The following is a 25,549-nucleotide window of genomic DNA, read 5'->3' on the forward strand; positions in this document are numbered from 1 at the left end:
TCTTCTTTGATGCAACAGAAGGGGCATGATGGGGAGCCTTTTTTAAGTCAGCATCGCTCGATGGCGGAGCCCATGCCTGGCATCCGCCACACATCGCCGGGCGGACTAGTCCATCAGCTCTTCACGCACTTCCTCGTTGTTCAACAGGCGGGTGCGTTCGATGTCGGTGGCATTGGCCAGCTGTTGTAGCTCGCGCATCAGCTGCGCGTTGAGTCGATTCCGCTCGCGGTGGCGCTTGATGAAGCGCGCGACGTTGAGATAACTGTCGGCATACTTGGTGGTGCGCTTGTCCAGTGTTGGACGCAGGCGGGAGATCTCGTAAACCAGGTCGGTCAGGGTGTCGTCGCCGAGTCCACCTGCGGACATGAAGCTGCCGTCTTTCAGCATGGAAGCGAGCTGGCTGCCGGCATTGTCAATGCCCTCGATCGACCCCAGCAAGGAGAGTTTTTTCGGGCCTTTTTTCACGCTGTGCAGATACAGCAGGCGGGCGGACAGGTGGTTGGGGGACAGCTGGACGACCTTGCGCAGGCGTTCACGCACCTTGCTGTTGTAGATGTATTTTTCGTTCTTTTTTAAGACCTGCTGAATCTCGGCGAAGTCATCGAGCGCCTGTTGCGTGGCTTCTGGCCGTTTCAGCATGGCGAGCGCGTGGGCCTCGTCGAAGCTCTTGAGGGTGAAAATTTGGATGTCGTAGAGAGACTTGATGCCCTTGAGGATGTAAGCATCGGTGATGCTTTCCTTGTTTTGCTCGGGAATCCCGACGTGGCTGCAGTCCTTACGGATCGCCCCCTTGATTTTGGACGGCACGCCACCCACCGGCTGAACGGCGCCGGTGGCGGTCATGTCGCCCGTCGCGGCAAAACCCGGATCGATGGCTTTGCCCGAGAGAATGGAATCGACCATGAGAGCACAGACCACCGCCGCTGAGGGGCCGTCCTTGGGCGAGTATTTGTCGGCAAAGGAAAGCTCCACCCGCATGTCGCTGGGAAGTTTTCCCGCATAGCGCACCCGGATGAACTTATCCACCTCCACGGTCGCCTTTTTCATCATATCGCCGACTTCCTGATTGATACCAATCTCGAAGGTGTTCGGTTTTTTGATCACAGTGGCGTTCATCTGCGACGCCGCGCCGGCGAATTTACCATTGTCGAGCTGGACCACCAGTAGACCTTTAATCTGGGTTTGCGTTAAATGTTGAGGAGGCTCGGTCGGACTGGCATCCTGGGCTGTGGTCTTTAGTGCTGTGATCATCAAAGTAGTTGCGACCAAGGCACGGGGGAATTTTTTTATGGAATGTGAAAAAGGCATGATAACGAGGGGCGTGATTTAGAAACTCTGCAAGCATGCTTAAAGAACCAGGGGAACTATGGAGAAACTGCAGATACCGTCAGAATAGTATAATTGCTTTCCAGCTGGAAGGGGATTCTCAGACTCTTTTTTGGGTGAAATAGGGAGGTGTTCAGGGTGAAAATGAGCGCCAAAGAAGGTTTTCTGTGAATAAAAGTCACATTTTTTGCGTCTGAAGGAATTTTTTTCAGCAGATGAAATCTGCGCAAATGCTTGAAGTCGCTTATTTTAAGCGTTTTAAATTTTGGTGGCTTTCAAAATCGATGAAAAAATCACTGGCCAAGCGACGGGGTGGGGTGCACACTCCACCCGCAATGGGTGAACACATTACGAATAACAGCAACAACGATCTCATGATCGGCGGGGGAATCCCGCAACACCTCAAGCCGCGACCCTTAACAACGGCTTTTAATCGTAGAAAATTCCTTACCACCGCAGGTATCGCAACTGCCGGTGTGGTCATCGGTGCTCCTAAGAGTGACGCCGCATTTTTCGGACTGATGGATGATAAACCAGTCCCCGGCATTCCCCACGCATGGGTGCAAGCCAAAGGATCTGATGTAACTCGCTACGCACGCTACGTGCAAAGCCTGAATCTACGAAACATCACACCACGCATGGTGCTGGCTCCTCATTTCAAGACCCGTGGCCGTGTGCATAATTCGCTGCCACCCAAAACGTATTGGAACAACATGGGAGCCACTCTGAAGGTGATCGATGCCATGATCGGCCGCATGGGAGCTCCTCTGCGTGAGATCACTTCCGCCTATCGCAGCCCTCGCTACAATCGGGCCGTCGGTGGAAAAAGCAGATCTTACCACATGCAGAACCTTGCGCTGGACGTTCAGTTCCGCGGCGTTTCTGCCTCGCACGTGGCCTACGTGGCGAAGCAGCTCCGTAGTCAAGGTGTGTTCAGAGGTGGTGTCGGACGCTACTCAAGTTTCACCCACATCGATACGCGTGGGACTAACGTCAGCTGGTAATCATTTTTTCCGAGTGAACTGCTCCCACTGGGCATCACCGCAACGATTTACATACCCGTTTGCAGCTCTTGCGGACGGGTATTTTGCATATTATCAGCTAGGAGCTTAGCAGACGGTATGTAACATTGAAAACCGTGCAATTCACTCTGGCCGAAGCCTAACTGGCATGCGCAGTGCTTCATTTCCGATATCAACCTCGAACTTGATCTTCAAAAACCTGGAAATGCTAATAAATTTATAGCTCACCTTTCCAAATATTTAAAAGATCTTAACTTTATCGTTGTCAGAGCCTTAACTGCCTGATATAAGAAATCGAAATTCACAAAAAAAACATGAGCCTAACCAACGAAGTCGAGCAGTCAGAGAACAACAAAGATGGGGTGATCTTGGACGCTTACGGTCGCAGACGATTCTTAGGAGTCGCGACAGCTGCTACGGCCGGCGTGCTCTGTGCGTCTCAGGATGCAGAGGCCGGTCTTTTTGGTTATTCTAAGAAACCAGTAGCAGGGATTCCTGATTCTTGGGTCCGACTCAAGGGGACCGATGTCAACCGTTATGCGAATTACGTCAAGAGCCTGAAACTGCGTAATATCACGCCACGCATGGTGCTTGCACCTCACTTTAAAACGCGCGGGCGCACTCACAATTCTCTACCACCAAAGAGCCTTTGGAAAAAAATCGGACCCACGCTCAAAGTCATCGATCGCATGGCCGATGAAATGGGTGCTCCGCTCGAGGCGATCATTTCTGCCTACCGCAGCCCTTATTATAATTACGCCGTTCGCGGTAAATCCCGTTCATTGCACATGGCGAACCAAGCTTGTGACGTCATGTTCCGCGGAGTGTCTCCTTCCCATGTGGCTCGCGTGGCAAGATACCTGCGCGAAAAGCGGAAATTCCAAGGTGGTGTAGGCCGCTACAGCAGCTTCGTCCACGTGGATACTCGAGGCTACAATGCTGATTGGTAAGTTGCTTGCCAGGCACGGCCATCACAATCTGCTTTCTTGTTCGATATCATAACACTAAAAAACCGCTGCTAGCGATCATCCTAGCAGCGGTTTTTTTGTGGAAATTGATAGGCCTGTTTGAGGCGTCTCGTGTTTACTTATTCGGCGGGGGTAGCGTGCAGGTCGAAGCGGATGACCACTTCGTCACGAATCAGGTCGTCTTGCTTACCAGGATACTCAATGCCGAAGTCGCTGCGCTTGATGAAGAAATCGGCAGTGACTTGAATCTTGTCGTCCGATTGATCCACCTTGATAGGAATCGTCAGTGATTTGGTCACGCCGTGCAGGTCGAAGTTTCCAGTCAATTCATGCGTAGCGTCTTTGGGGCCAGATTGTTCCTTGAGACCGGTCACTGTGAACGTGCTGGTGGGGTAGGTAGCGACATCGAAGAAATCTGTATTCTTCAGGTGAGCGGTGAGTTTTTCGTTGTCGGAGAAGGTGCTGTTGAGATCGATGACCACCTGGTGGCCGGCCTCGGAGAGTTGTCCGTCTTGAACATAGAAATGCCCATCGAATTTCTCAAAGCCTCCTTCGTGTGAGCCGGTGACCTTGGAGCCGACGAAGGTGATGGATGAGCCCTCTCCAATGACCCATTTTTGCCCTTGTCCTTGCTCTGTGCTGAGCTTTTTGGCTTCGGAGACTTCGGCTGCGGTGGATGTCTCGGCTGGGTTTTTGCAAGATACGAGAACGAGCGTGGTGGCGGTTGCTGCGGTGAGGATGGTGGTTGTTAGTTTCATGGTTGTTTTGATGTTGAGTTGAGAAGTGCGAGAAATGACTGACGTCCAGCCCAGAGTAAGTAGGCTGATAAGGCAGCGATAATGATGACCGGAGGTGCAAACACGGCGCCGTGTCCTTTGATGAAGAGATTGATGGCGATGATATTGATTACCACAGGGCCGAGAATCAGCAGCCCCCAATTGCGCGATTTAGGGATTACGACCAAGATAGCTCCGAGAATTTCCATCACTTTGAGAAAGTCCAGATAGCCGCTCTGGGAGATGGCGGTGAAAAAGGCCACTGTGTGAGGTCCGGATTCGCCTCCGCTGGGCATTTTCAGAAAGTGAAAGAAGTGATTCAATCCAAACAAGAGAAAGGCAAGTCCAAGCAGGGCTCCTGCTATGTTGGGAAGCTGTTTCATTGGGTAGCGAATGTTGGTGTTCTAGCGAAGCTGGGAAACGAGAGCATCCACGGCTTCATTGAGCTGAGAGGCCAGGTCTTCGTCATTTATTCCCTCGGATCCAAAGGTATCATAAAATTGTGGTAGACTGAAGGTCGCTGCGAGTTCGGCCCCCATCCTCGGAAAGGTGGCTTTTCCTGCCTCCATCACAGTGGCTCCGCCACGGGCTCCCGGTGAACTGCTCAGCAGCAGCATGGGTTTTCCCTGCCAGACTTTCTGTTCGATCCGCGATGCCCAATCGTAGATGTTCTTAAACGCGGCGGTGTACGAGCCATTGTGCTCGGCGAGCGAGAGGATGATGGCGTCGTGGGCAGCAATCAGATCGATAAAACGCTGAGCGTCCTTCGGGGGGCCGTTTTCCTTTTCTTCGTCTTCGCTGTAGATCGGGAGATCGAGGTCGCGGAGGGAGAGCTCAGTGACGTCGGCTTGCTCCAATTGAGAAGCGGCGAGTGCTGCGGCGTGTTTGGCCAGCTGCTGGTTGATGGAGGTGGAGCTGGTAGATGCTCCGAATGCGAGTAGTTTCATCGGTTGGTTGGTTTTGTTAGGTTTAGTGTGGTGGATTATTCGAGTTCAAAAAGAAGAAATTCACTTTCTTCATCGGCGCGAAGCCGTAGCGGGGAATGATCGATGGCAACAGCGTCTCCAGCCTGGAGCGTCTGCCCAGCCAGCTGCACGCGGCCTTGGATCATTTGTAACCAGAGGTGCGGACGATCGTTGTGCGCTGGGTGCTGCCACAGTGCACCGGCTGACAGTTTTCCCAAACTGATGTCTGCGTGCTGGCGAATCTGGAGCGAGCCGTCTCGACCTGTGGCCGAGGCTAACAAGGTTAATGGCTCGTTGCTTTTCCGCTCCGCCGGTTTCAGGTCGGCATAGCGTGGTTCGCCACCTGCTTGCTTCGGAGTAAGCCAGATTTGCAGCAGATGTGCGGCTTCGCTGCCTGGGTTGCGTTCTGCATGCAGCACTCCATCGCCGGCCGACATGTATTGAAATTCACCGGCTTTGATGGTGCGACCATGCCCCATGGAGTCTTGATGCTCCAATTCCCCCGCGATGAGGTAGGTGAAAATCTCCATGGATTCATGGGGGTGCATTCCGAAACCTTGGCCCGGTGCAATGATGTCTTCGTTGATGACGCGAAGGCTGCGATAGCCCATCTGCGCCGGATCGTAGTAGTCGGCGAAGGAAAAGGTGTGCCAGGAGTCGAGCCAGCCGTGCTCGGCGTGCCCGCGGTCACCCGCGCGGCGGATGGTGAGTTTCGAGGTGTTGTTTGTTTTCATGAGCGAACTCTGTCAGAGATTCGCGCTCTTGGCTAATTCCGTAATTTCATGCTTAGCATGTGATTCTTCTATGCTTGAGTATTCACTTTAGCTGATTAAGATATTAGCCGTGAACCTGGAGCATTTGAGAAACTTCATCGAGGTTGCCGTGGAGATGAACATTTCCTCTGCGGCCAAGCGGCTACGACTGACCCAGCCTGCGCTGAGCCGGCAGATGGCGGTGTTTGAGAATGACACTGGTTGGAAGCTGTTTGAGCGGGGCGCGAAATCGATTCGGCTGACGCGCGACGGCGAGGTGGTCGCCCGACTCGGACAGGAGATGCTGGACGGGGTTGATCGAATCCATGCACAAATGCGCCGTGAGATCGAAGGCGCCACCATCCGCATCGCCTATGCTCCATCCTTGGCGGGAGCCATGCTGAAGTTGGCGATTGCGCGATTCACCCAGCTTCATCCGCAGGTGCAGGTTAGTTTGGCCGACTGCAGCACGGAGGAAATGATGGCAGGCCTGGAGCAGGGGAAGTATGACCTGGTGGTGGGCGTGGTGCATGAGCAAGCCGGCGTCGAATGGCAGGCGCTGCGGCAAGAACGTTTCGTCGTGGCGATGCCCAGCGACCACCCGCTGGCCAAAAAGCGCAGCATCCATGCGAGCGATCTCGACCAAGCCAAGCTTCTGCTGCTTTCGCGCACTGATTACCCCGGTTACTGGCAGGAGGTGAGTGCTTACTTCCGAGCCCAGGGGATCAATGCCAAGGTCGCCGGTGAGTTTGACTCCTTATCGAGCATCCAACTGGGAATTGAGGCGAAGATGGGGCTGGCGATGGTGGCCGCGCGGGCGCAGTTGGGCAAGATGGTGAAGCTGAAAAAACTCGATCCCGAACCTGCGCCGATCTGTGTGGCGGCGGGGAGGCGACTCGCGGTAGCTACCGAGCCTCACATCGAGGCCTTTCTGGCCGAGCTGAAAGTGGCAGGCGAACTAGCCTAACATCATCGACGCCTTTTTCACCGCCTCGATGAAGAGATCCACCTCTTCCTCGGTGTTGTATGCGGCGAAGGATGCCCGTGCCGTGCCGGTGATGCCGAAGCGTGCCATCAGTGGCTGACAGCAGTGGTGACCAGTGCGCAGGGCGACTCCCATTTGGTCCATCAGCATGCCGAGATCGTAGTGGTGGTGGCTGCCGATGGAAAAGGAAATGACTGAGGCTTTGTTCGGCGTGGTGCCGTAGATGCGGATGCCGTCGATATCTTGCAGGGCGGCGGTGGCTCGCTCTTGCAGGGTGTTTTCGTGCGCGGCGATGTTTTCCATGCCGAGCGCGTTCATGTAATCAATGGCGGCGGCCATGGCGATGGCTCCTTCGATATCCGGAGTGCCCGCTTCGTATTTGAACGGCAGGTCGTTGTAGGTGGTGTGCTCAAAGGTGACTTCCTTGATCATCTCTCCACCGCCACGCCAGGGTGGTAGGGTATCCAGGATTTCCTCTTTGCCAAATAACACGCCGATGCCTGTGGGCCCGTAGATTTTGTGGCCGGAGAAGGCGTAGAAATCGCAACCAAGCTGCTGCACGTCCACATTCAAGTGGGGCATCGCTTGCGCGCCATCGATCAAGACCAGCGCCTCATGCGCTTTGGCGGCGGCGATGATTTCTTCGATCGGGTTGATCGTGCCGAGTGCGTTCGAGACGTGGTTGACAGCGACCAAACGGACGCTGTCGTCTAACATGTCAGCGTAAGCCTCCATGTCGACACTGCCGTCGTCGAGCACGGGGATGACTTTCAGGGTCGCGCCGGTGCGCTCGCAGAGCATTTGCCACGGCACGATGTTGGAGTGGTGTTCCAGACCGGAGATGACCACGGTATCGCCACGACCGATCTTGCCGGAAAGGCTCAGGGTGTTGGAAACCAGGTTGATGGCATCGGTGGTGCCGGAGGTGAAGATGATTTCGTGCTCATGCCGACTATTCATGTGCCGGGACACGGTGGAGCGTGCTGCCTCGTGCGCAAGCGTGGCCTCCCGTGCAAGCTTGTGAGCGGCGCGGTGGATGTTGGCATTGATGCGACTGTAATAATCGCGGCTGGCCTCCATCACCTGACGTGGTGTCTGACTGGTAGCGGCGTTATCGAGGTAGACCAGCGGCCGTCCGTTAATCTCCTGATCGAGGATGGGGAAATCAGCGCGGATGGAATTGGGGTCGAGATGAGGCATGGTAGAGGCGTGAGTCAATGAGCTTACTCAAAGAGGTGAACGTAGAGGTTTTTCACCGTTTCCGGATTCAGCAGGAAGTAGTTTTCCTCCCCTTCGTTTTCGGCGGAGTAGGGGACGGTGTCGATTTTTCCAAAGAAGATGAAATTCCCCGGCGTGTGGGCAATCCTGAGAGTTTTCACCACAGGCGGCAGGTTCTCACCATGATCGCCGACACGTTGAACATGAATGCGGATCGTGGTGTTCGGGTTTTTCAATGCCTGGGCGGCTTGGCTGTGGAGTGGTCCGAGCCACTTGGTGGTTTCCAGACTTTCGAGATGGCTGAGCAGGTTGCTGGCGCGGTTGGGGTTGAGACTGCCGGTGGCATCGACGCCGTCGATCTTCGCCTTCCAGAGGTCGCTGAAGTAGTTGTAGTCGAGGTGCACCGCCGGTTGGCCACGGCGTTCGATGTCGATGGCGGTGACATCCACCTTGGGAATGTGCCAGACGTGGGAGGTGCGCCATTGCCAGGTGTTCACGGCGATTTTACCCACCGTTTCGGGGCTGATCTGCCAGATGTTGGGGCGCCCCACGATGTGGGCGTAGATGGTTTTCTTATCGGGGCCTCGGCCCATGGCGATGCGCATGCCCTCGTTGCTAAAGCTAACGAAGCCGAGCTGCAGGAAGGGTTTGTCGAGACCGTAAGGTTTCAGGTCGGTGGCGGCATCGGTGACGAATTTCTCCACCTTGTCGCGGGTCACTGCCGTCATCAGATCGATCACCGCGTCTTGGTTGGCGGTTTCTTTGCCTGTGCGACGAAGGACTTTCCAAGTGGTCTTGGTCGTGCGTGTCAGCAGGGTGTCGGAGCGTCCCTGCGGGCGAATGATGATGGTTTTCAGCTGCGGCCCATTGAGGTGGGTCATGGTTTTTGATCGCAGATCGTTCACCCCGGTCTGCAGCTGGCTCAGTGCTGTGGCGCCAGCCAGTGCCTGGGTGAGGGGTAGGTGGAAAATGGTATCGGGCCGATCGCTCACGGTGGCGAGAGTGGTGGCCTGTCCCTCGGTGGCGGGGGGAAATACGTGCAGCTTGATATCCTCCTCAGCACCGGCGAAGTGGATGGAGATCTCTCTTGCCTGGGCACTGCTCTCACCGGCGGTCGGCAGGGTGACACTGGCGCGATCCTCCACCTTCACGGCGGTGAGGCGGGAGATATCGAGGAACAGATCGCTAAGCGCCTTGGGATCCACCCGCAGCTCGAGTGGCTTGGTGATCCGCCAACCTGATTGCAGGTTCGGACGCGACAGAACAACTTCACCTTCAGGGCTCTGAATGCTGATCCGATCGAGATACTTCGGGCTGAAATAGAATGGGCGATGGTCGCGGAAGTAGGCGAACTGCTGGTTGAAAAGTCCATGGACGAGAGCGCCGGTGCTCGCCGAGCAGAGGTAGATTTTCCGTTTTAACTCACGATCGGCGAGGCGGATGAAGGTGGTGGGGTAGGTTTCCTTGCCGTCCTCGGATTTCACCTGCCAGGCAGCTTTACGGCCGATCCGGTAATCGCAAACCGTGTTGCCCTGAGCGTCCGACATGGTCACGCGGGTGTGACCGGCGCGGAGACCGAATTCCTTCAGATCGAGGTCGTCACGCGGGAGCACTTCCTGAACTTCCAGCCCTGCGGTGAACTGGAACAGGGCGGTGACATAGCGGGGATCCACGCGGTCTTCCCACGGAGTTTCACTTTTCCAGACATTGCCGTCCACCTTGAAGGCGATTTCCTGACCTTCGCTATCGGTCAACTTGATGTGGCGAACCTGGTTCAGCTCCTCAACGTCAAACAGCTTCTCGCCGGGTGCGGTGCTGGGCGCCCCGAAGATGGCTGCTCGGTATTTACTGCCCGTATGCACGACGGCGAGGCCACCTAGCAGGGTGGCCAGAATAACGAGTAGAATGGTAGGTGTATAACGCATGATGCGGTGAAATACGAAACCGGAATGAAGTGGCGACGTGCTAGGTTAAGCTCGCCTCACATTCCAAACAATCAAGGATGTTAGTAGCGCGGCGGCGGGGAGGAAGATGAGCACGATCCGACTGATGAAGGTGTTATGCGCGTCCAAGAGGGTGATCTTGTTGCGATGCAACTTGCGCGGACCGATGCCGATCAGATCTTCCCGGCCCACCAGCCAGTTGATGCTGGATTTGACAAAATCAGCCTGCTCTGGGCGGGTGTTTTTCAGCGAGAGGAAGTCGGTGTTGCTGATGACGACCATCTTGGAAACCAGCTGGGCGGTATCGTCTGACGTTGCCTGACCACGGAGCACGGCGGCAGCCAAGTAGAGTGGCGCGGTGTGATCCTCTTCCTTGTTGAATACCGGGTTTTCTTCTTGGTAGCGGGTTTCTCCCCACCATCCTTCGGAGGCTTGGATCAAGGCGATCGGACGAATCCGGCGGTTCATGAGTTGGTCGTCGTTTTCCCGGACTTCGAGGCTGCTGGAGGATCCATCGAAAATGGTCGCTTGGCCACCCAGATCGGCCGTGATTTCCGCACCTCGGGCGAAGATGGCGCGGACTTTCGACAGCGTTTGCTTGGCCTCGACGCTGATGATCCGGTCGTTCCGTGGCGTGATACCATAGTTGCGCAGGAAGATCCGCAGGTTGTTCAATTTCACGTTGGGGTCGAGGGTCACTAGAATCGATGATTTCGGACGGTCCCAATACTCGGTGAGAATTTTGATTTCCCGGGTGTCGAGATCATACTGAGGGGCGATCAGTGCCAGGCCTTCGGCATCGGCCGGGATGCTGTCGATATCGGTCAGACGGATGGGCACCAGCTGGATATTCTGCTGGGCCAGCATGGTGTAGAGCACCTTCCATGGTGGTTCGCCATCGCTGGACTCGAGCGCACTCTTATCGGCAGCGAAGTAGATTTTTCGCGGTGTGCCTTCGATGGCCCCGATGATCGAGGATGTCACCATGTCCTCATCCTGCCAGGCTGAGATGTAGCGGTTGCGGAATTGGTCCAGCTCTTCGAGGTAGAGGTTCTTGACCAAGAGGGTGCGCACGTGGGCGGAGAGTTGCTGTTGTTCGGTTTTTTTGACGGCATTTTCCGTCGGGGTGCCATCGACATTGGTGGCGCTGGTGTCCGTGCTTGTATCGAGCGCTTGCTCCCGACCATCCACCAGGATCATGTCCTCGATGTAGGGCTGGCCGTAAAGCTGCTCGATTTCCAAGGTGCGATCGGTCTGGCGGGCGGGATCGACGAATTCCAAGCTGATCGAGCCACCACTCAGTCGCTTGTATTCATCCAGCAGGTTGCGCATCCGCGAGAAGTGCGGGGAGCCACGGCGGATCACGGCGATCATCTTGATCGGCGATTGGCGGTCTTTGACCAGCTCACCTTTGATGGTTTTCTCCGTGAAATCGGAGAGGGTGAAGTCCTTGCGCTCGGTGAGGTCGATGCGTTCGTGTTTGGCGCAGCTGAGGTAGTTCACCGAGATGATCACGATGACAAAGGCGATCACCTGGATGGTCACCAAGATACTGCGTCCGATACGACTCACCGGGCGGCGATCGACGGAGGCTTGGGAAGCTGCGGCGGGGTCTGTGGAAGGAGTGTCCGACATGTTAGGAAAAAACGGGATGGGAAAAGGAAAGAGGTCAGGATTTCCAGCGTCGGAAATCGAGGGTGATGTGCGTCAGGAAGAGGAAGAAGACCGCCATGCTGAGGTAGTAGACGATCGGTCGGGTATCGACCAAGCCCTTGGCGAAATTCACCAAGTGGTCTTGCACCGAAACGTATTGGAAAATCGGAGCTGCCTTGAATCCCTCACCGATGTAGTAAGGGACAAAACCGAGGAAAAACAGAATGACCAGAGCGGCAATGGTGATGATGCCGGCGACGATTTGGCTGGAGGTGAGGGTGGACGCCAGGCAACCGATCGCGAGGAAAAAGCTGCCCATCAGCAGCAGAATCGCGTAGGTGCCGAGGATGTGGCCCATTTCCACAGGTGCCGGACTGCCGGTCACCCAGGCGAAAATTTTCAGCTGCAGAAGAATCGGGAGCCAGAGGATGGCGTAGAAGGCGAAGGCGGCGAGATACTTGGAAAAGACCACCTGGGCCGTGGTCACCGGTGCCGTCAACAAGGTCTCAAGGGTGCCGGTTTTCGATTCCTCGGCAAACAGACGCATGGTCAGCAGCGGGAAAATAAACAGGAAGTAGAACCAAAAATGCGGAGTCTTTAGCGACACCAGCAGGAAGTTGTCAATCATCGGTCCGTCTTTCATCAGCTCCATGGCGCCAGACATGGAGAAGCCTTGCATCAGGAGGACGAGAGCCAGAACCACCCAGCCAAACGGGGTGAGGAAGTAGTTTTTGAATTCCTTACGGAACAAGATGGAAAATACGCGCATGAATAGGGAAGATTCGCTGCACGGGAGATAAGGGAAATCTTGAGTGTGTGAAAGGGAATTGTGCGTGATTATCCAAGGTTTTCAGGGCCGAAGGCATCGGGCAGCAGCACATCGAGTGTCGTCTCACGCACGAGCCGACCTTTTTCGTCGCCCAGATAGATTTTTAGGCGAGGATTGAACTCGTTGAGCACTTGCCGACAAGCACCGCAGGGCGAGCCTCCGCCGGGCACTGCAATGGCGATGGCCGTGAAGGTTTGGACACCCTCGGAGACCGCTTTGAACACCGCTGTGCGCTCGGCGCAGTTGGACAAGCCGTAGGAGGCATTCTCCACATTGCAGCCCGTAAAAATCTCCCCACTTTCCGCCAACAGAGCCGCTCCTACATGAAACTTGGAATACGGTGCATAAGCCCGCTCCGCCGCATCAGCCGCAATTTTGAGTAATTTGTTCATATTAGAATGGAGGATGGACATTCCTGTCCATCAACATGTCAAGCCACACAAGCCCCAGGAGTAATCAGCTTCGTCGCCTCCAGTGCAATTTTCATCATCTCTTCAAAACTCGACTGCCGCTCCGCCGAAGTCGTCGCCTCGCCAGTGCGGATATGATCGGACACCGTGCAAATCGCCGCCGCATTGGCACCATATTCGGTCGCGATCCCATACAGCCCCGCCGCTTCCATTTCCACGCCGAGGATGTTCATCTTCTCCATGGTATCGAACATCGATGGGTTCGGCGTGTAGAACAGATCGGCGGAAAACATATTCCCGTTCGTGACCGGCAGCTCTATGGCATCGGCGGCATCGTTCAGTGCCTTGAGCAAGGGCCAGCTGGCAATGGCGGCGTAGTCGTGACCTTGGAAGCGCTGTCGGTTCACCGCGGAGTCCGTGCAGGCGCCGAGGCCGATCAGCACATCGCGGACTTTTACCTCTTTACTAACAGCTCCACAGCTGCCCACGCGGATCAGGTTTTTCACGCCATACTCGGTGATCAGTTCCTTGGCGTAAATCGAGATGGAAGGGATTCCCATACCGCTGCCCATGACCGAGACCGGGGTGCCCTGATACTTGCCGGTGAAGGCGAACATGTTGCGCACGCTGTTGATTTTTTTGACGTCCGTGAGAAATGTCTCGGCAATGTATTCGGCGCGGAGTGGATCGCCGGGGAGGAGACAGGTAGGTGCAAATTCGCCAGCTTTGGCTTCGATGTGTGGAGTCATTTTTCAGTGGGCTGTAGTGAGTGGTCAGTGAACAGCGATGTGCCGTGTTCAAAAGGGGAGAGGTCGAAAATCCAGGCGATGGTCTGGGCGATGTCGGCGAAGGTCTCGCGGTGGCCGAGGTCGGCCGGAGCCATGTTTTTCTGATAGAGTAAAATGGGGACGTGCTCGCGCGTGTGGTCGGTTCCTTTCCAAGTAGGGTCGTTGCCGTGGTCTGCAGTTAGGATGAGGAGGTCGCTGTCGTGCATCTTCTCGAAAAGCGTGGGGAGCTGGCGATCAAATTCTTCCAAGGCTTTGCCGTAGCCCTCTGGATTGCGGCGATGCCCGTAGACGGCATCGAAGTCGACGAAGTTGGTCATCACAATCGCACGCTCGGGTGCGCGATCCATCGCCGCCAAGGTTTCCTGCCACAGCGCTGGATGACCCGATGCCCTAACTTCCTCACTCATGCCCGTGTGGGCGAAGATGTCGCCAATTTTTCCCAAGCCGATCACCGTGCCGCCGGACTCGGTGAGTTTCTGCAACACGGTGGGTTCAGGAGGTGGCACGGCGTAGTCGTGGCGATTGCCGGTGCGTTGGAAATTGGCGGCGCTGTCGCCGATAAATGGCCGGGCAATAACCCGACCGATCTCAAGCTCGTCGAGCAGTTCACGACAAACTTCGCAGAGATGGTAGAGTTTTTCCAAACCGAAGGTTTCCTCGTGGCAGGCGATCTGGAACACGCTGTCGATCGAGGTGTAGAAGATCGGTTTGCCCGTCCGCATGTGCTCTTCGCCATAGCGGGCAATGATGTCGGTGCCGGATGCGTGGCAGTTTCCTAAGGATCCCTCAATGCCTGTGCGTTGTTCGATTTGGTCGAGAAGATCTTGCGGGAAACAATCGGGGAGATCAGGGAAATACCCCCAGTCCCAAAGTGCCGGCACTCCGGTCATTTCCCAGTGGCCGCTTGGGGTGTCTTTGCCCGAGGAAATTTCCTGCGCAGAGGCGTAGCTGCCGATGAGCTCATCCGGTGGGGTCATGCCCACGGGATAACATCCGCGACTGTGGTGATAGGCATGGAGCAGACCTAGCGATGCCAGGTTCGGGAGCTCTAGCGGTTTCCCGTTTTTCTGAAAATACTCGGCGATGTGGCCCAGGGTATCCGCGCCCTCGTCGCCAAAGATGTGGGCGTCCTTGGCCGATCCGATACCGAAGGAATCCAGAACTAACAGAATGACGCGTTGAGTCGACATGGGCTAAGCTTAGGATTTCGCGGTGAGGGTTTCGTGGATGACAGCTTGCGGCTCGGGTGGAGAATCCGAGACCGTCATCGCGGCGCGCACGGTGGCGGCAGCGGTTTCCCAGTCGGTCTCTGTCCGAGCATGAACGACCGCGAGAGCTTGGTCGGTTTTCTCTCCCAGCACAATGAACTCGCTGAGCCCAACGGCAGGATCAATGGCATCTTCCGCCCGCGACCTGCCTCCGCCCATCTGCACCACCGCCATGCCGAGTTGGCGGGTGTCCATGGAGGAGACGTAGCCGCTTTCCTCGGCGAACACAGGCTTGATGATCGGTGCTGATTGAAGGTGATTATCCGACTTCTCGATGAGATCGCTTGGTCCGCCTAACAAGTGAACCATCTTGCCAAAGCTTTCAGCCGCCTGACCTGAGTTGAGCGCCTTGTCTAACATTGCGGTCGCGCTGGATTGATCGGGAGCGAGTTTTCCCAATTGAAGAAGTTCTGCGCAGAGGGTGAAGACGACTTCTTTCAAGCGAAGGTTCTGCGCCTTGCCGGTGAGAAAATCGATGGCCTCACGCACCTCGATGGCATTCCCGGCCGACGACCCCAGTGGCTGGTTCATGTCGGTGAGGAATGCCGTAGTCCGGACTCCTGCGGCGGTTGCGACGTCGGCGATGCTTTGTGCGAGAGCACGCGAATCTTTGTGAGTGGGCATGAAGGCACCACTGCCGGTTTTCACATCCATCACCAGGTAATCGAGTCCAGCGGCGAGCTTCTTGGATAAAATGGAAGCAGTGATCAGGGGAATCGATTCCACCGTTGCGGTGATGTCGCGGGTGGCGTAGAAGCGTTGATCGGCCGGGGCGAGATTGCCGGTTTGACCAATGATGGCCACGCCACAGTCGCGCACTGTTTTTCTGAATCGATCGGTGTCGGGAGTCGATTGATAACCGGGTATGGAGTCGAGTTTATCCAGTGTTCCACCAGTGTGGCCGAGGCCCCGACCCGAAATCATCGGCACATAGCCACCGCAGGCAGCCAGTAGGGGACCGAGCATCAGGGAAACACCATCGCCCACGCCTCCAGTGGAATGTTTGTCGATGATGGGACCGTCCAAGTTTTCGGCGTCCCAAGAAAGCACGTCGCCGGTGTCGCGCATCGCGAGGGTGAGGTCGGCCGCTTCCTCTCGGCTCATGCCGTTAAAATACACCGCCATACCAAAAGCCGCAATTTGGCCTTCAGAGATGGAGTGATCGGCGATGCCCTGCGCGAAGAATTGAATCTCCTGCTTAGTCAGAGCCAAACCGTCTCGCTTCTTGCGGATAATTTCCTGTGGTAGCATTCTTACACACCACCTCTACAGCAGCATCGCGCTCAGGGCAAGATCGCATGAGTGTCTACTTCAGCAGATCCATAATCGGCTGAGGCCAGATGCCGAAGAGTAGGATGGCGAGGGTGAGCAGCGCCAAGACAGACTTGGTGATGACGGGGACTTCGATGGCTTTTTCAGTCGTCGGAGCATTCCAATACATCGCTTTCACCACCTTCAGGTAGTAGTAGAAACCTGCGGCCACGCTGACAAAGGCGATGGCGAGCAGCCACCAAGATTGTCCGGCATTGATTGCAGCGGCGAAGATGAAGAATTTACCCCAGAATCCGGCGGTCAGCGGAATACCTGCCAGTGCGGCCATGGTGATGGTGAGCACAGCGGCGAGCAGGGGATTGCGCTTGCCGAGGCCGTCGAAGGCGTCGATCAGGTCGCTGTCGTCTTGGTTGCGGACCAAGGCCAGCACGAAGAAGGCGGCGAAGGTCATCAGCAGGTAAGTGCCGAGGTAGAAGGACACAGCTGAAAAGTCGCGTGAAGCGACTCCCATCAGCAGAAAGCCGGCGTGGGCGATGGATGAGTAGGCGAGCAGACGCTTGAAGTTCTCTTGCTGCAGCGCGGCCAAGTTTCCGTAAAGTAAAGTCGCACCAGCCATGACGGAGAGGGCCAGAACGACCTCGGAGTTCGTTGCGGACATCGCGAGAAATGGTCCAAGCACCACCATCATCACTAGGAAACCTGCGGCCTTGGAGGCGACGGAAAGGTAGGCGGTGATCGGTGTCGGTGCACCTTGATAGACGTCGGGGATCCAGAGTTGCATCGGCGCAGCTCCCACTTTGAAGCCAAGAGCGATCAGGATTAGAGCAATGCCCATCAGCAGGTAGCTTTGATTAAACTCACCTTTGGCAATGATGTTCGAGAACAGGGTCACTTCGGTGGTTCCCAAAGCTCCGTAGATCCAGGCAATGCCGTAGACCAGAAAGCCGGTGGAAAGGGCTCCGAGAATGAGGTATTTTACCCCAGCCTCCAGCGATCCGACATTTTTGCGCATGTAAGCGACCATCACGTAGAAGGTGATGGTGACGAGCTCGAGAGCGACGAAAATAGAAACCAGATCGCGAGCCGAAGCCATCCACATCAGGCCGGCGCAGGCGAATACCGGGAGGCAGAAAAACTCACCGAGACCGGAGCTTGAGGTATCGCCCGAGGTGAAGCGTGACAGCACCTTGCGGAAATCCACCGCCATCAAGAGCACAAGAATGGTGCTGACCAGCGCGATGATTTTGTAGAACAGGGCGACTTGATCGTAATGGTAGAAACGCGACATCCAGTCCGGCACTGAGGCGCAAGTGCAGACAAAACACTGCAGGATAAGAATAAGGGTCAGTCCAGCGGCGGCGATCAGGCCGAGCTTGGATTTGTTGCCACTGCTGAAAGCCTCGAACATCAGTAAAAAGATGCCGAAACCAACGGTGATGAATTCAATGTAATGCGGTTGCATGGTGAGAAAAATAGGTCGTATAGGTCCTCTGAGACTTATCGTGATTTAGAGAAATTGAAGAAGGATCTGCGGATAAATACCCACCACTAACAGAGTTGTAGCCAGCAGGTAAGCGGGGATTTTTTCGCAGATGTGGAGGTCGGTGGCGGGCTTGGTGTCGCGCACCAGTGGGCCTTGGAAGATGTTGCGGTAGGCGCGCAGCATGTAGACAGCACTCAGCACCACACCCCAGAGGGCGATGATGGTGGTCCACTGCACCCAGCCGAGTCCCTCGGCCGGTTTCCAATCGGCAAAGCCGGCAAAGAATACCATGACTTCACCAGCGAAGTTGGCGAGGCCGGGGAGACCGATCGATGCCATGCCTGCCAGTCCGAAAACAAAAGCCAGCGCCGGAGCGGTCTTGGCCAGTCCTCCCAGCTCGGCGATTTCCAACGTGCCGGTTTTGCGCTCAATCACTGAGGCCAGTGAGAACAGTAGGGCGATGGAAATTCCGTGAGCGAACATCAACAGCACTGCAGCTGGCTGGGCGATCTCGTTGCTGCCATTGGCGGAAAGTGCGGCGATGGCGAGGAAGATGTAGCCCATGTGCATCACCGAGGAGTTACCGAGCATGAGGTCGAGACGTTTTTGATTCACTGTCACCAGTCCGACCCAGATGATGTTGCCGAGCAGCAGCACACAAACCCACGGCAGCCAGTGCGCCATGCCATCGGGTGCCACTACCATACCGACCCGAAGAAGTCCGTAGAGGCCGAATTTTTTCAACACACCCGCGTGCAGCATGGATACCGGAGCCGGTGCGCTGGCGTAGGCAGGAGCTGCCCAGGAGTGGAGAGGGAAAAGGGAGACCAGGGTGCCGAAGCCGATGATTAACAGCAAGGCGACCGCATTCTGATGTTCCGCAGGAATTTCTTGCAGGTCTGAAAAGGCAAAGCCGTCCAGCTGTCCCACCGCCAGCAGGAGGCCGGCGAGGAGCACGATGGATCCGAAGGCCAAGTAAATGGTGATTTTCCAGGCAGCCTGTTTGCGTTCACCCGAGCCCAGAATCCCGATCATCAGGAAGGTGGGGATCAGCGCCATCTCGTGGAAGGCGTAGAAGAAAAAGATATCCGTTGAGATGAATGCGCCAATGGCACCGGCGGCAATCAGCAGGATGCTGGAAAACCACAGCTTGTCACGTCCCTCAGGGCATTTGCCAGTGAAGACCGCAGCGAAGGTCACCAACACGGAGAGGATGAGCATCACCACGCTCATGCCATCGTAAAGGCCGAGGGAGAGGTTAATGTTCGGTTGTTCCAGGACTTGGAAACCTGTGTCCCAAGCGCTGGGATTTGAAACCGCGACGGCTGTCAGGAAAATATTCAGCACCGCAGCACCGAGCGCAGTGTTCCGTGATGGCGCACCCAGCAGAATGGCCACAGCGGCTAACAGGGGAATGAGGATGAGAGCAAATAACATGATCGTAAAAAATAGGTCGTAATGGTCCTATCGGACTTATTTGGCAAAAACGGTGAAGTAGATAACAAGCACAGCACCCAGCGCCATCAGGTAGGCGTAGTGAGAGATGCTGCCGTTCTGGGCGAAGCGGCGGAAGAAGTTGCCCACTCCCTGAGCACTACGTGTGGAGCCTCCGACGAGTAGCACGCCGATGATGAACTCATCGCAGAAGTGAATGATGGCAGCCACGGCGTCCTGACCGATGGTGATGATCTTCTGGTAGATCTCATCGAGGTAGAACTTGTTGCGGAAAAGGGGGATGCTCACAGGATCGGAGGTCTTGCCTCGGTAGAGCACCACGGCAGCGCCCAAACCAAGCACAAAGGCCAGCAGGGAGAATCCGGTCACCTCATTCATTTCAAAAGCAATGTGCGGGTGGAAATCGGCAGAGGCTGGGATGATTCCTCCGATGAATGGTGAGGCCAGCGCCATCACGGCAAGCAATGCCAGCGGCACCCACATGATGGGAGCAACTTCCTTGGCATCTTCCGCATGCTGGTGTTTCGCCTCGCCGAAGAAGGCGACGAAGATCAGGCGGAACATGTAGAAGGTGGTCAGCGCGGCGACAAAGACGGCGATGGCGAACAGCGCCTTATGATCGGTCCAAGCGGCTGCAAGAATACCTTCCTTCGAGAAGAAACCGGACGTTCCAGGAACGGCGGTGAGAGCGAGTGTGCCGATGATGAAGGTGATGGCGGTGATTTTCATCTTACCAAACAGCCCCCCCATTTTCCAAATGTCCTGTTCGTGGTGGCAGGCGTAGATCACGGCACCGGAGCCGAGGAAGAGCAGCGCCTTGAACCAGGCGTGGGTGTAGAGGTGGAACATGCCGGCGTTGGGATCGACCAGGCCGATCGCCATGACCATGTAGCCGAGCTGGGAAAGCGTCGAGTAAGCGAGGATCTTTTTGATGTCGTTCTGCTGCGTCGCCATCAGCGCGGCGACGAGCGAAGTGATCGCACCCACCCAAGCAATAACATCTGGGGCATAGCCGAGGATGGCATGTTCATCAACAGTGACACCGAGAGAGAGGAAAAGCCGCGCCATCATGTAAACACCGGCGGCGACCATGGTCGCGGCGTGAATCAGAGCGGAAACAGGCGTAGGACCTTCCATCGCATCGGGAAGCCAGACGTGCAGTGGCAGCTGAGCGGATTTACCGACCGCACCACAGAAGGCGAGCAGGATGGCGGTGCCAGCGAGACAGGTGCCGACCACTCCCAGCGAGGAGCCTTCCATTTCAGAAAAGACCACCGTATCAGTGATCACCCAAAGCATCAGGATGCCGATCATGAATCCAAAGTCGCCAATGCGGTTGGTGAGGAAGGCCTTCTTGGCTGCATCTGCCGCCGTATCCTTCTGATACCAGTGACCGATCAGTAGGTAAGAGCTGAGGCCAACGAGTTCCCAGAAGATGAACATCATCGCGAAGTTCGATGCCAGCACGATGCCGGTCATGGAGAACATAAACAGTGAGAGGCAGCCGAAGTAACGCGCCTTCGCCTCGTCAGTTTTCATATAACCGAGCGAGAAAATGTGCACCAGCATGCCAATGCCGGTCACCACCATCATCATGCCGGTGGCGAGTTGATCGAGCTCATAGCCGATGCTGAGACTGAACGATCCGGCTTCCACCCACGTCCATGAGTCGGAGGCTTTAGATCCTAACAAGGTGCAGGCGATGATAAAAGTGATCACCACGCTGATGGTGGACAGCAGCGAGGACGCCATCGCATTGCGCTTGAGGCCAAGCTGAATGATCGCCGCAGAGGCAAAGGGCAGAATGAAGAGTAACCAGGGATTCATGGTGAATAGATAGGTCTGATGAGTCGGGAGGGACTGTTGAGATGGGTGTTAGCCTTTGAGGGTGGTCAGTTCATCGGTGTAAACCGTCTGTCTGGCGCGGTAGAGCGAGACAATGATGGCCAAGCCCACAGCCACCTCGGCAGCGGCCACGGTGATGATAAAGAAGACCAGCATCTGGCCATCGTAGTCAGGCAGTCCGTCGACCGATTTGAAACGGGAAAAGGCAACCAGGGTCAGCGACGCGGCAGCCAGCATCAGCTCCAAACACATGAAGATGATGATAATATTGCGCCGGATGATCACGCCCGCCAAACCGATGGAAAACAGCAGGCCGGAAATGAAGAGGTATTCGGAAAGAGATGGCATTGGAGTGAAGAATTGCGGATTGCAGAATGAATGAGTGACCGAGCAGGGGAGTTAAGCGTCTTTCTGGGTTTCGTCGTCCGAGATGGTGCGCACATTGGCTTTCACCGCGACGCGTGCTGCTGCCGATTTTTTCGAAAGCGTGACACAGCCGACGGTGGCCACGAGCAAGAGCACCGCGATGACTTGCAGCGGGAAGTTGTAATCGGTGAAGAGCTTCTTCCCGATCAAGTGAGTGTCCGGCAGGCGTCCGGCTTCCAGTTTCTCGCGAATGACGGTGCCTTCTTTGTAAACCAGCTCGCCCTCGGTATCGGTAGCTTTCAGTGCCTGTTCAAAACCAATCTCAGGTGCCTTCGGTGAGTTTTCCACCGTGGCCAACACACCAGCGAGCTGGATGAGAAGAATGGCTGGGATCGCGATGCCTGCGGCAAGAGAGGTGCCTCGCCAGTGGTCTTTATCGCTTTTCTGCAAGTCCATCAGCATGATGATGAAAATGAACAACACCATGATCGCACCGGCATACACCAGCACTTGTAGGATGCCGACAAAGTAAGCGTTCAGTCCGACAAAGAGCCCAGCCAAACCCACAAAGCTCAGCACCATGGAAAGCGCGCTCGCCACAGGGTTTCGCATAAATACAACCATCAGGCCACCGGCAACCATCAGCGCGGCGAAGAGATAAAATAGAGGAGAGATCATTTCTTTGAATTACAAATTATTTAATTTCATTCCACTTGTTAACCAAGCCGGTGCGGACGCCGCCGATTTCGTAGAGGCGTTCTTTGTCGTTCACCATATCGGCGCGTGAGAGTCCGGTCATGGCGTAGTCTTTACGGAGGAAGATCGCTTGCTCGGGGCAAACTTCTTCGCACATGCCGCAGTAGATGCAGCGGGTCATGTCGATATCGAACTCCTTCGGACGTTTTTCCACCTTTGCCCAAGGGTCATCGGATTCGATTTCGCCGGGGATGATGGTGATGGCTTTCGGGGGACAGATAAATTCGCAGAGCTGGCAGGAGACGCAGCGCTCGCGGTCCTGCTCATCGGTGACCAGGGCGGGCACACCGCGGTAGTGCTCCGGTAAGTGATCGTCCCACTTTTGCTCAGGATACTGCATGGTGACGCCCAGACCGGAGGAGTTCAGGGAATCGGCACCCAAACTTTTTCCGCGCAGCGACCGAATGGCGTGTTTGAAGGTCACAAACATGCCTTTGACGATGGAGGGAAAATAAAGTTTCTCCAGAAGCGTGAGTTTGGGGCGTGTAACTTTGATGATTGCCATAGAGAGAGTTAGTTAACCAGCATCATGATGCCGGCGGTGAGGAAGATGTTGACGAGGGCGAGTTCGAAGAAGACGACCCAGCCGAGTTTCATCAGTTGATCGTAACGGAAACGAGGGAGCGTCCAGCGAACCCAGATGAAGAAGATGATGAAGGCGATGACCTTGGTGAGGAAGGCTACGAGGTGGACGAGACCACCAAAGGCCCAGTCGGCGACGTGGGCATCAAGGCCGAAACCGATCGACCAGCCACCGAAAAACAGGGTGACGATCAGCGCGGAGCCGACGATCATGGCGGCGTATTCACCCATGAAGAATAGGGCGAATTTCATCGCGGAGTATTCCGTGTGATAACCACCAACGAGCTCCGTTTCACACTCAGGAAGGTCAAATGGCATCCGGTTGGTTTCGGCAAAGATTGAGATGGTGAAGACGATGAAGGAGATGAACAGCGGGATCATCAGCAACCACTGGCCACCGGAGTTCTTCCAGTAATCAGCATCAAAGACAGAGCCGTGTTCGTTCCACAGTGGGAGCAGCGTCCAGCCACCGTCGGCCTGGCTTTGCACGATGTCGGAGAGGTTCAGCTGGCCGAACACCATCAGCACCGGAATGACGGATAGTCCGAGGGCGATCTCGTAGGAAATCATCTGCGCACAGGAGCGCACACCGCCGAAGAAGGAGAACTTGTTGTTCGATGACCAACCGGCGAGGGTGATGCCATAGACGGAAAGCGATGCGATGGCGAACACGAACAGCGGCCCGACGTCGATATCCGCAATCACCAGCTTCACCTGCTCGCCAAAGACGGTGATGGAGCTGCCGAAGGGGACCACGCAGAGAGTTAGCAGTGCCGGCACGATGGTCAGCACGGGCGCGATCCAGAAGAAAAATTTCCGCACGTGCGACGGTGTGTGTTCTTCTTTGAGGAAAAATTTCAGACCGTCCGCCAGTGGTTGCAGCAGGCCGGAGAAGTGCAGATCCTTTTTAAAACCAAACAGAGTCAGCGGAATGCCGGTCCGGTTCGGGCCGACACGATCCTGAATGATCGCGGAAACACGACGCTCTGCATACACCGAATACGCCACCATCGGAAGGGTGAGCATGAAGGTGAATGTGACAATCTTGATGAGAGTCGTTAGGACGAGAATGAGAGTTGGGTCCATGATTGGAGTTAGGTCTTAAGAGTCTGATAGGACTGATGAATTAGCCGACGATTTCACCGTTTGCTTTGCGCTCGGCTTCGCGTTGCACCAGTGGGATGCTAACGCCGGTTTCAGTGACAAGGTCACCCAGGTCGCTGATTGCCGTGATGTGCTTGCCTTCGAACTCAGGGATGCTGGTGGCGAGGACTTTGGAGAGGGCGTCGATGCTTTGCGGGGCTTCCGAGCTGGCTTCGCCGGAGAGTTCCAGCACCAGGTCGCGGATGATTTCCCAATCGCTGCGGGCATCGCCGGGAGGCACGCAGGCGGCGTTGAGCTTTTGCAATCGACCTGTGACGTTGACCATGCTGCCGCGTTTTTCGGCTGGTCCGGCACCGGGGAACACGATGTCACTTGCCTGGGCGGTGGCATTGGCGCTGTGGTGGATGGAAACCAGCAGTTCGAGCGCGTTGAGGTCGTCTTGAGTGAAGCCGGCTTCTTCGAGCAGGTTTTCCGAGGCGACCACAATGGCTTTGATGCTGCCGTTGCTGACTCCCACGCGGATACCGTCGAGTTTTCCGGTCGGGTATTCGTCCTGCAGCACCAGCTTGGCGCCGGTGGTGTTAGGGTTGCGATCCGAGGAGATCAGCATGTCATCGGACTCCTTTTCGCGGGCGACGATGCTGAGGTTCTCAGTGCCGAGTTCGGCAGCGAGTGCGCGCATCATGAAGAGTTCTTCGTTGGTCTGCTTACCGGAGGCGATCACGGCGACCTCTGAGGCGTCGAATTGTTTCAGCGCATCGGCCGAGGCCTCGAGCGCATTCTCCCAGCAGGTTTCTTCGTGAATCCCGTCGGCCTTGATCAGGCAGGCGGTGAGACGATCTTCATCGGTGGGACAGATGTAGTTCAGACGATGCGAATCCGGCATCCAGCAGGAGTTCACCTCGTCGTTCTGACGTGGGGTGATACGGAAGATCTTGTTTCCGCGGGTCCAGACGGTGATGTTCGCGCCGGTGCCGCAGTTGGTGTCGATGCTGCTGGTTTCCTTGAGGAACCAGGTGCGCATTTGGAAACGGAAATCGTTCGAAGTCAGGGCTCCCACCGGGCAGAGGTCCACGGTGTTCAGGCCGTAGTTGTTCGTCAGTTCCTTGCCGGGGAAAATCCCCACGGTGGTGTGCGTGCCACGCTCGGAGAAACCTAACACCGGCTCATCGGCGACTTCATCCATGAAACGGATACAGCGTGAGCACATGATGCAGCGCTCGTCATCGAGGCGGATGCGGGGGCCGATTTTGACATTCTTCGGCTTCTTGATTTTGTCTTCCTTGAAGCGTGATTGGCCTTTGCCGTAACCGACGGAGAACTCCTGCAGTCGGCATTCGCCAGCCTGGTCGCAGATTGGGCAGTCGAGCGGGTGGTTGATGAGAAGGAACTCCATCACGCCTTCACGGCATTTTTCCACCAGTTCACCCTGGGTGCGGATGCCCATGTTCTCGCCGACCGTGTTGGCGCAGGCGATGACCGGACGAGGCATCCAGCCGATTTCTTGGAATCCATCGTCGCCATACTTCGGCTCTTCGCCGGGAGCGGGGCGGGGCGGCATGCCCATTTGCACCAGACACATCCGACAGTTTCCTGGTGAGGAAAGCTTCGGGTGGTAGCAGTAGTGCGGCACTTCCTTTTCTGCGATCTTGCAGGCTTCGATCATGCGCGTGCCACGCGGCACCTGAATCCAGTGGCCATCGATCTGCACGTTAACCAGGCCCTTTTCAGCGGCGAGGTCTTTGGGAAGTTGTGTAGTGTTAGAATCACTCATGATAATATA

At 55.9% G+C, this 25,549-nt stretch carries 24 protein-coding genes; 3 read left to right on the forward strand and 21 right to left on the reverse strand.

The features are described from left to right. Window positions 1-105: 105 nt before the first annotated feature. The gene (locus JO972_RS06125) at window positions 106-1,251 is read right to left on the reverse strand and encodes a S16 family serine protease (RefSeq protein WP_309489131.1); all 1,146 of its coding nucleotides are present in this window, start codon (window positions 1,249-1,251) and stop codon (window positions 106-108) included. A gap of 359 nt (window positions 1,252-1,610) precedes the next feature. Here JO972_RS06125 and JO972_RS06130 point away from each other — a divergent pair, with 359 nt between their 5' ends. Both JO972_RS06130 and JO972_RS06135 read left to right on the forward strand, forming a co-directional pair. Further along, window positions 1,611-2,330: a YcbK family protein gene (locus tag JO972_RS06130; RefSeq protein ID WP_309489132.1), complete on the forward strand. Its 720-nt coding sequence runs from the start codon at window positions 1,611-1,613 to the stop codon at window positions 2,328-2,330. A gap of 332 nt (window positions 2,331-2,662) precedes the next feature. Then, on the forward strand, window positions 2,663-3,298 hold the full coding sequence (locus JO972_RS06135; protein ID WP_309489133.1) for a YcbK family protein: 636 nt from the start codon (window positions 2,663-2,665) through the stop codon (window positions 3,296-3,298). A 137-nt stretch (window positions 3,299-3,435) separates the two neighbouring features. Here JO972_RS06135 and JO972_RS06140 read toward each other — a convergent pair whose 3' ends face one another. The 4 genes from JO972_RS06140 to JO972_RS06155 are packed head-to-tail and all read right to left on the reverse strand — an operon-like array spanning window position 3,436 to window position 5,791. Next, a complete protein-coding gene (locus JO972_RS06140; protein ID WP_309489134.1) occupies window positions 3,436-4,074 on the reverse strand; it encodes a YceI family protein in 639 nt (212 codons plus the stop codon). Continuing rightward, window positions 4,071-4,475 (reverse strand): hypothetical protein, encoded by a 405-nt coding sequence (locus JO972_RS06145; protein WP_309489135.1) that lies wholly within the window; start codon window positions 4,473-4,475, stop codon window positions 4,071-4,073. The genes JO972_RS06140 and JO972_RS06145 overlap by 4 nt, the downstream gene beginning before the upstream one ends. A 21-nt stretch (window positions 4,476-4,496) precedes the next feature. Next, complete coding sequence (locus JO972_RS06150; RefSeq protein ID WP_309489136.1) at window positions 4,497-5,039, reverse strand: NADPH-dependent FMN reductase; 543 nt, start codon at window positions 5,037-5,039, stop codon at window positions 4,497-4,499. Window positions 5,040-5,074: 35 nt separating this feature from the next. After that, complete coding sequence (locus JO972_RS06155) at window positions 5,075-5,791, reverse strand: pirin family protein (protein WP_309489137.1); 717 nt, start codon at window positions 5,789-5,791, stop codon at window positions 5,075-5,077. Window positions 5,792-5,900: 109 nt separating this feature from the next. Between JO972_RS06155 and JO972_RS06160 the strand changes: the two genes are divergently transcribed. Continuing rightward, on the forward strand, window positions 5,901-6,776 hold the full coding sequence (locus JO972_RS06160) for a LysR family transcriptional regulator (RefSeq protein WP_309489138.1): 876 nt from the start codon (window positions 5,901-5,903) through the stop codon (window positions 6,774-6,776). Here JO972_RS06160 and JO972_RS06165 read toward each other — a convergent pair. The 16 genes from JO972_RS06165 to JO972_RS06240 all read right to left on the reverse strand — a co-directional run bounded on the left by JO972_RS06165 (window position 6,768) and on the right by JO972_RS06240 (window position 25,540). After that, window positions 6,768-7,994, reverse strand: coding sequence for an aminotransferase class V-fold PLP-dependent enzyme (locus JO972_RS06165; protein WP_309489139.1), 1,227 nt, complete (start codon window positions 7,992-7,994; stop codon window positions 6,768-6,770). The two genes, JO972_RS06160 and JO972_RS06165, sit on opposite strands and share 9 nt — an antisense overlap. 23 nt (window positions 7,995-8,017) lie before the next feature. Next, the gene (locus JO972_RS06170; RefSeq protein WP_309489140.1) at window positions 8,018-9,937 is read right to left on the reverse strand and encodes a DUF4340 domain-containing protein; all 1,920 of its coding nucleotides are present in this window, start codon (window positions 9,935-9,937) and stop codon (window positions 8,018-8,020) included. Window positions 9,938-9,982: 45 nt separating this feature from the next. After that, the gene (locus JO972_RS06175; protein WP_309489141.1) at window positions 9,983-11,590 is read right to left on the reverse strand and encodes a DUF7088 domain-containing protein; all 1,608 of its coding nucleotides are present in this window, start codon (window positions 11,588-11,590) and stop codon (window positions 9,983-9,985) included. Between the two features lie 34 nt (window positions 11,591-11,624). Next, entirely contained in the window at window positions 11,625-12,377 is a 753-nt protein-coding gene (locus JO972_RS06180) for an ABC transporter permease (RefSeq protein WP_309489142.1), read from the reverse strand. A 68-nt stretch (window positions 12,378-12,445) separates the two neighbouring features. Then, on the reverse strand, window positions 12,446-12,829 hold the full coding sequence (locus tag JO972_RS06185) for a cytidine deaminase (RefSeq protein ID WP_309489143.1): 384 nt from the start codon (window positions 12,827-12,829) through the stop codon (window positions 12,446-12,448). A gap of 38 nt (window positions 12,830-12,867) precedes the next feature. After that, the gene (gene deoD, locus JO972_RS06190; protein WP_309489144.1) at window positions 12,868-13,596 is read right to left on the reverse strand and encodes a purine-nucleoside phosphorylase; all 729 of its coding nucleotides are present in this window, start codon (window positions 13,594-13,596) and stop codon (window positions 12,868-12,870) included. Next, window positions 13,593-14,825 (reverse strand): phosphopentomutase, encoded by a 1,233-nt coding sequence (locus tag JO972_RS06195; protein ID WP_309489145.1) that lies wholly within the window; start codon window positions 14,823-14,825, stop codon window positions 13,593-13,595. The genes deoD and JO972_RS06195 overlap by 4 nt, the downstream gene beginning before the upstream one ends. Window positions 14,826-14,834: 9 nt before the next feature. Then, on the reverse strand, window positions 14,835-16,154 hold the full coding sequence (gene deoA / locus JO972_RS06200) for a thymidine phosphorylase (protein ID WP_309489146.1): 1,320 nt from the start codon (window positions 16,152-16,154) through the stop codon (window positions 14,835-14,837). Window positions 16,155-16,209: 55 nt separating this feature from the next. Further along, window positions 16,210-17,637 carry an NADH-quinone oxidoreductase subunit N gene (locus tag JO972_RS06205; protein WP_309489147.1) on the reverse strand — a complete coding sequence of 476 codons (1,428 nt, stop codon included), beginning with the start codon at window positions 17,635-17,637 and terminating at the stop codon, window positions 16,210-16,212. A gap of 45 nt (window positions 17,638-17,682) precedes the next feature. After that, window positions 17,683-19,095, reverse strand: a complete 1,413-nt coding sequence (locus tag JO972_RS06210; RefSeq protein WP_309489148.1) for a complex I subunit 4 family protein — start codon at window positions 19,093-19,095, stop codon at window positions 17,683-17,685. A gap of 36 nt (window positions 19,096-19,131) precedes the next feature. Next, a complete protein-coding gene (gene nuoL, locus JO972_RS06215; protein ID WP_309489149.1) occupies window positions 19,132-20,940 on the reverse strand; it encodes an NADH-quinone oxidoreductase subunit L in 1,809 nt (602 codons plus the stop codon). Between the two features lie 48 nt (window positions 20,941-20,988). Next, entirely contained in the window at window positions 20,989-21,306 is a 318-nt protein-coding gene (gene nuoK, locus JO972_RS06220) for an NADH-quinone oxidoreductase subunit NuoK (protein WP_309489150.1), read from the reverse strand. 51 nt (window positions 21,307-21,357) lie between these two features. Then, window positions 21,358-22,002, reverse strand: coding sequence for an NADH-quinone oxidoreductase subunit J family protein (locus JO972_RS06225; protein WP_309489151.1), 645 nt, complete (start codon window positions 22,000-22,002; stop codon window positions 21,358-21,360). Window positions 22,003-22,018: 16 nt separating this feature from the next. Beyond that, entirely contained in the window at window positions 22,019-22,585 is a 567-nt protein-coding gene (locus tag JO972_RS06230; RefSeq protein WP_309489152.1) for a NuoI/complex I 23 kDa subunit family protein, read from the reverse strand. 8 nt (window positions 22,586-22,593) lie between these two features. Then, complete coding sequence (locus JO972_RS06235) at window positions 22,594-23,748, reverse strand: complex I subunit 1/NuoH family protein (protein WP_309489153.1); 1,155 nt, start codon at window positions 23,746-23,748, stop codon at window positions 22,594-22,596. 40 nt (window positions 23,749-23,788) lie between these two features. Continuing rightward, window positions 23,789-25,540 (reverse strand): NADH-quinone oxidoreductase subunit G, encoded by a 1,752-nt coding sequence (locus tag JO972_RS06240; protein WP_309489154.1) that lies wholly within the window; start codon window positions 25,538-25,540, stop codon window positions 23,789-23,791. Window positions 25,541-25,549: the final 9 nt, after the last annotated feature.

It is taken from the genome of Oceaniferula flava, from assembly GCF_016811075.1.
GTDB classification, from domain to species: Bacteria; Verrucomicrobiota; Verrucomicrobiia; order Verrucomicrobiales; family Akkermansiaceae; genus Oceaniferula; species Oceaniferula flava.

What these genes read in the sequence shown, in the direction of transcription:
- JO972_RS06125 (WP_309489131.1), bottom strand. Translation starts at nt 1,251, where the DNA reads ATGATCACAGCACTAAAGACCACAGCCCAGGATGCCAGTCCGACCGAG.
- JO972_RS06130 (WP_309489132.1), top strand. Translation starts at nt 1,611, where the DNA reads ATGAAAAAATCACTGGCCAAGCGACGGGGTGGGGTGCACACTCCACCC.
- JO972_RS06135 (WP_309489133.1), top strand. Translation starts at nt 2,663, where the DNA reads ATGAGCCTAACCAACGAAGTCGAGCAGTCAGAGAACAACAAAGATGGG.
- JO972_RS06140 (WP_309489134.1), bottom strand. Translation starts at nt 4,074, where the DNA reads ATGAAACTAACAACCACCATCCTCACCGCAGCAACCGCCACCACGCTC.
- JO972_RS06145 (WP_309489135.1), bottom strand. Translation starts at nt 4,475, where the DNA reads ATGAAACAGCTTCCCAACATAGCAGGAGCCCTGCTTGGACTTGCCTTT.
- JO972_RS06150 (WP_309489136.1), bottom strand. Translation starts at nt 5,039, where the DNA reads ATGAAACTACTCGCATTCGGAGCATCTACCAGCTCCACCTCCATCAAC.
- JO972_RS06155 (WP_309489137.1), bottom strand. Translation starts at nt 5,791, where the DNA reads ATGAAAACAAACAACACCTCGAAACTCACCATCCGCCGCGCGGGTGAC.
- JO972_RS06165 (WP_309489139.1), bottom strand. Translation starts at nt 7,994, where the DNA reads ATGCCTCATCTCGACCCCAATTCCATCCGCGCTGATTTCCCCATCCTC.
- JO972_RS06170 (WP_309489140.1), bottom strand. Translation starts at nt 9,937, where the DNA reads ATGCGTTATACACCTACCATTCTACTCGTTATTCTGGCCACCCTGCTA.
- JO972_RS06175 (WP_309489141.1), bottom strand. Translation starts at nt 11,590, where the DNA reads ATGTCGGACACTCCTTCCACAGACCCCGCCGCAGCTTCCCAAGCCTCC.
- JO972_RS06180 (WP_309489142.1), bottom strand. Translation starts at nt 12,377, where the DNA reads ATGCGCGTATTTTCCATCTTGTTCCGTAAGGAATTCAAAAACTACTTC.
- JO972_RS06185 (WP_309489143.1), bottom strand. Translation starts at nt 12,829, where the DNA reads ATGAACAAATTACTCAAAATTGCGGCTGATGCGGCGGAGCGGGCTTAT.
- deoD (WP_309489144.1), bottom strand. Translation starts at nt 13,596, where the DNA reads ATGACTCCACACATCGAAGCCAAAGCTGGCGAATTTGCACCTACCTGT.
- JO972_RS06195 (WP_309489145.1), bottom strand. Translation starts at nt 14,825, where the DNA reads ATGTCGACTCAACGCGTCATTCTGTTAGTTCTGGATTCCTTCGGTATC.
- deoA (WP_309489146.1), bottom strand. Translation starts at nt 16,154, where the DNA reads ATGCTACCACAGGAAATTATCCGCAAGAAGCGAGACGGTTTGGCTCTG.
- JO972_RS06205 (WP_309489147.1), bottom strand. Translation starts at nt 17,637, where the DNA reads ATGCAACCGCATTACATTGAATTCATCACCGTTGGTTTCGGCATCTTT.
- JO972_RS06210 (WP_309489148.1), bottom strand. Translation starts at nt 19,095, where the DNA reads ATGTTATTTGCTCTCATCCTCATTCCCCTGTTAGCCGCTGTGGCCATT.
- nuoL (WP_309489149.1), bottom strand. Translation starts at nt 20,940, where the DNA reads ATGAATCCCTGGTTACTCTTCATTCTGCCCTTTGCCTCTGCGGCGATC.
- nuoK (WP_309489150.1), bottom strand. Translation starts at nt 21,306, where the DNA reads ATGCCATCTCTTTCCGAATACCTCTTCATTTCCGGCCTGCTGTTTTCC.
- JO972_RS06225 (WP_309489151.1), bottom strand. Translation starts at nt 22,002, where the DNA reads ATGATCTCTCCTCTATTTTATCTCTTCGCCGCGCTGATGGTTGCCGGT.
- JO972_RS06230 (WP_309489152.1), bottom strand. Translation starts at nt 22,585, where the DNA reads ATGGCAATCATCAAAGTTACACGCCCCAAACTCACGCTTCTGGAGAAA.
- JO972_RS06235 (WP_309489153.1), bottom strand. Translation starts at nt 23,748, where the DNA reads ATGGACCCAACTCTCATTCTCGTCCTAACGACTCTCATCAAGATTGTC.
- JO972_RS06240 (WP_309489154.1), bottom strand. Translation starts at nt 25,540, where the DNA reads ATGAGTGATTCTAACACTACACAACTTCCCAAAGACCTCGCCGCTGAA.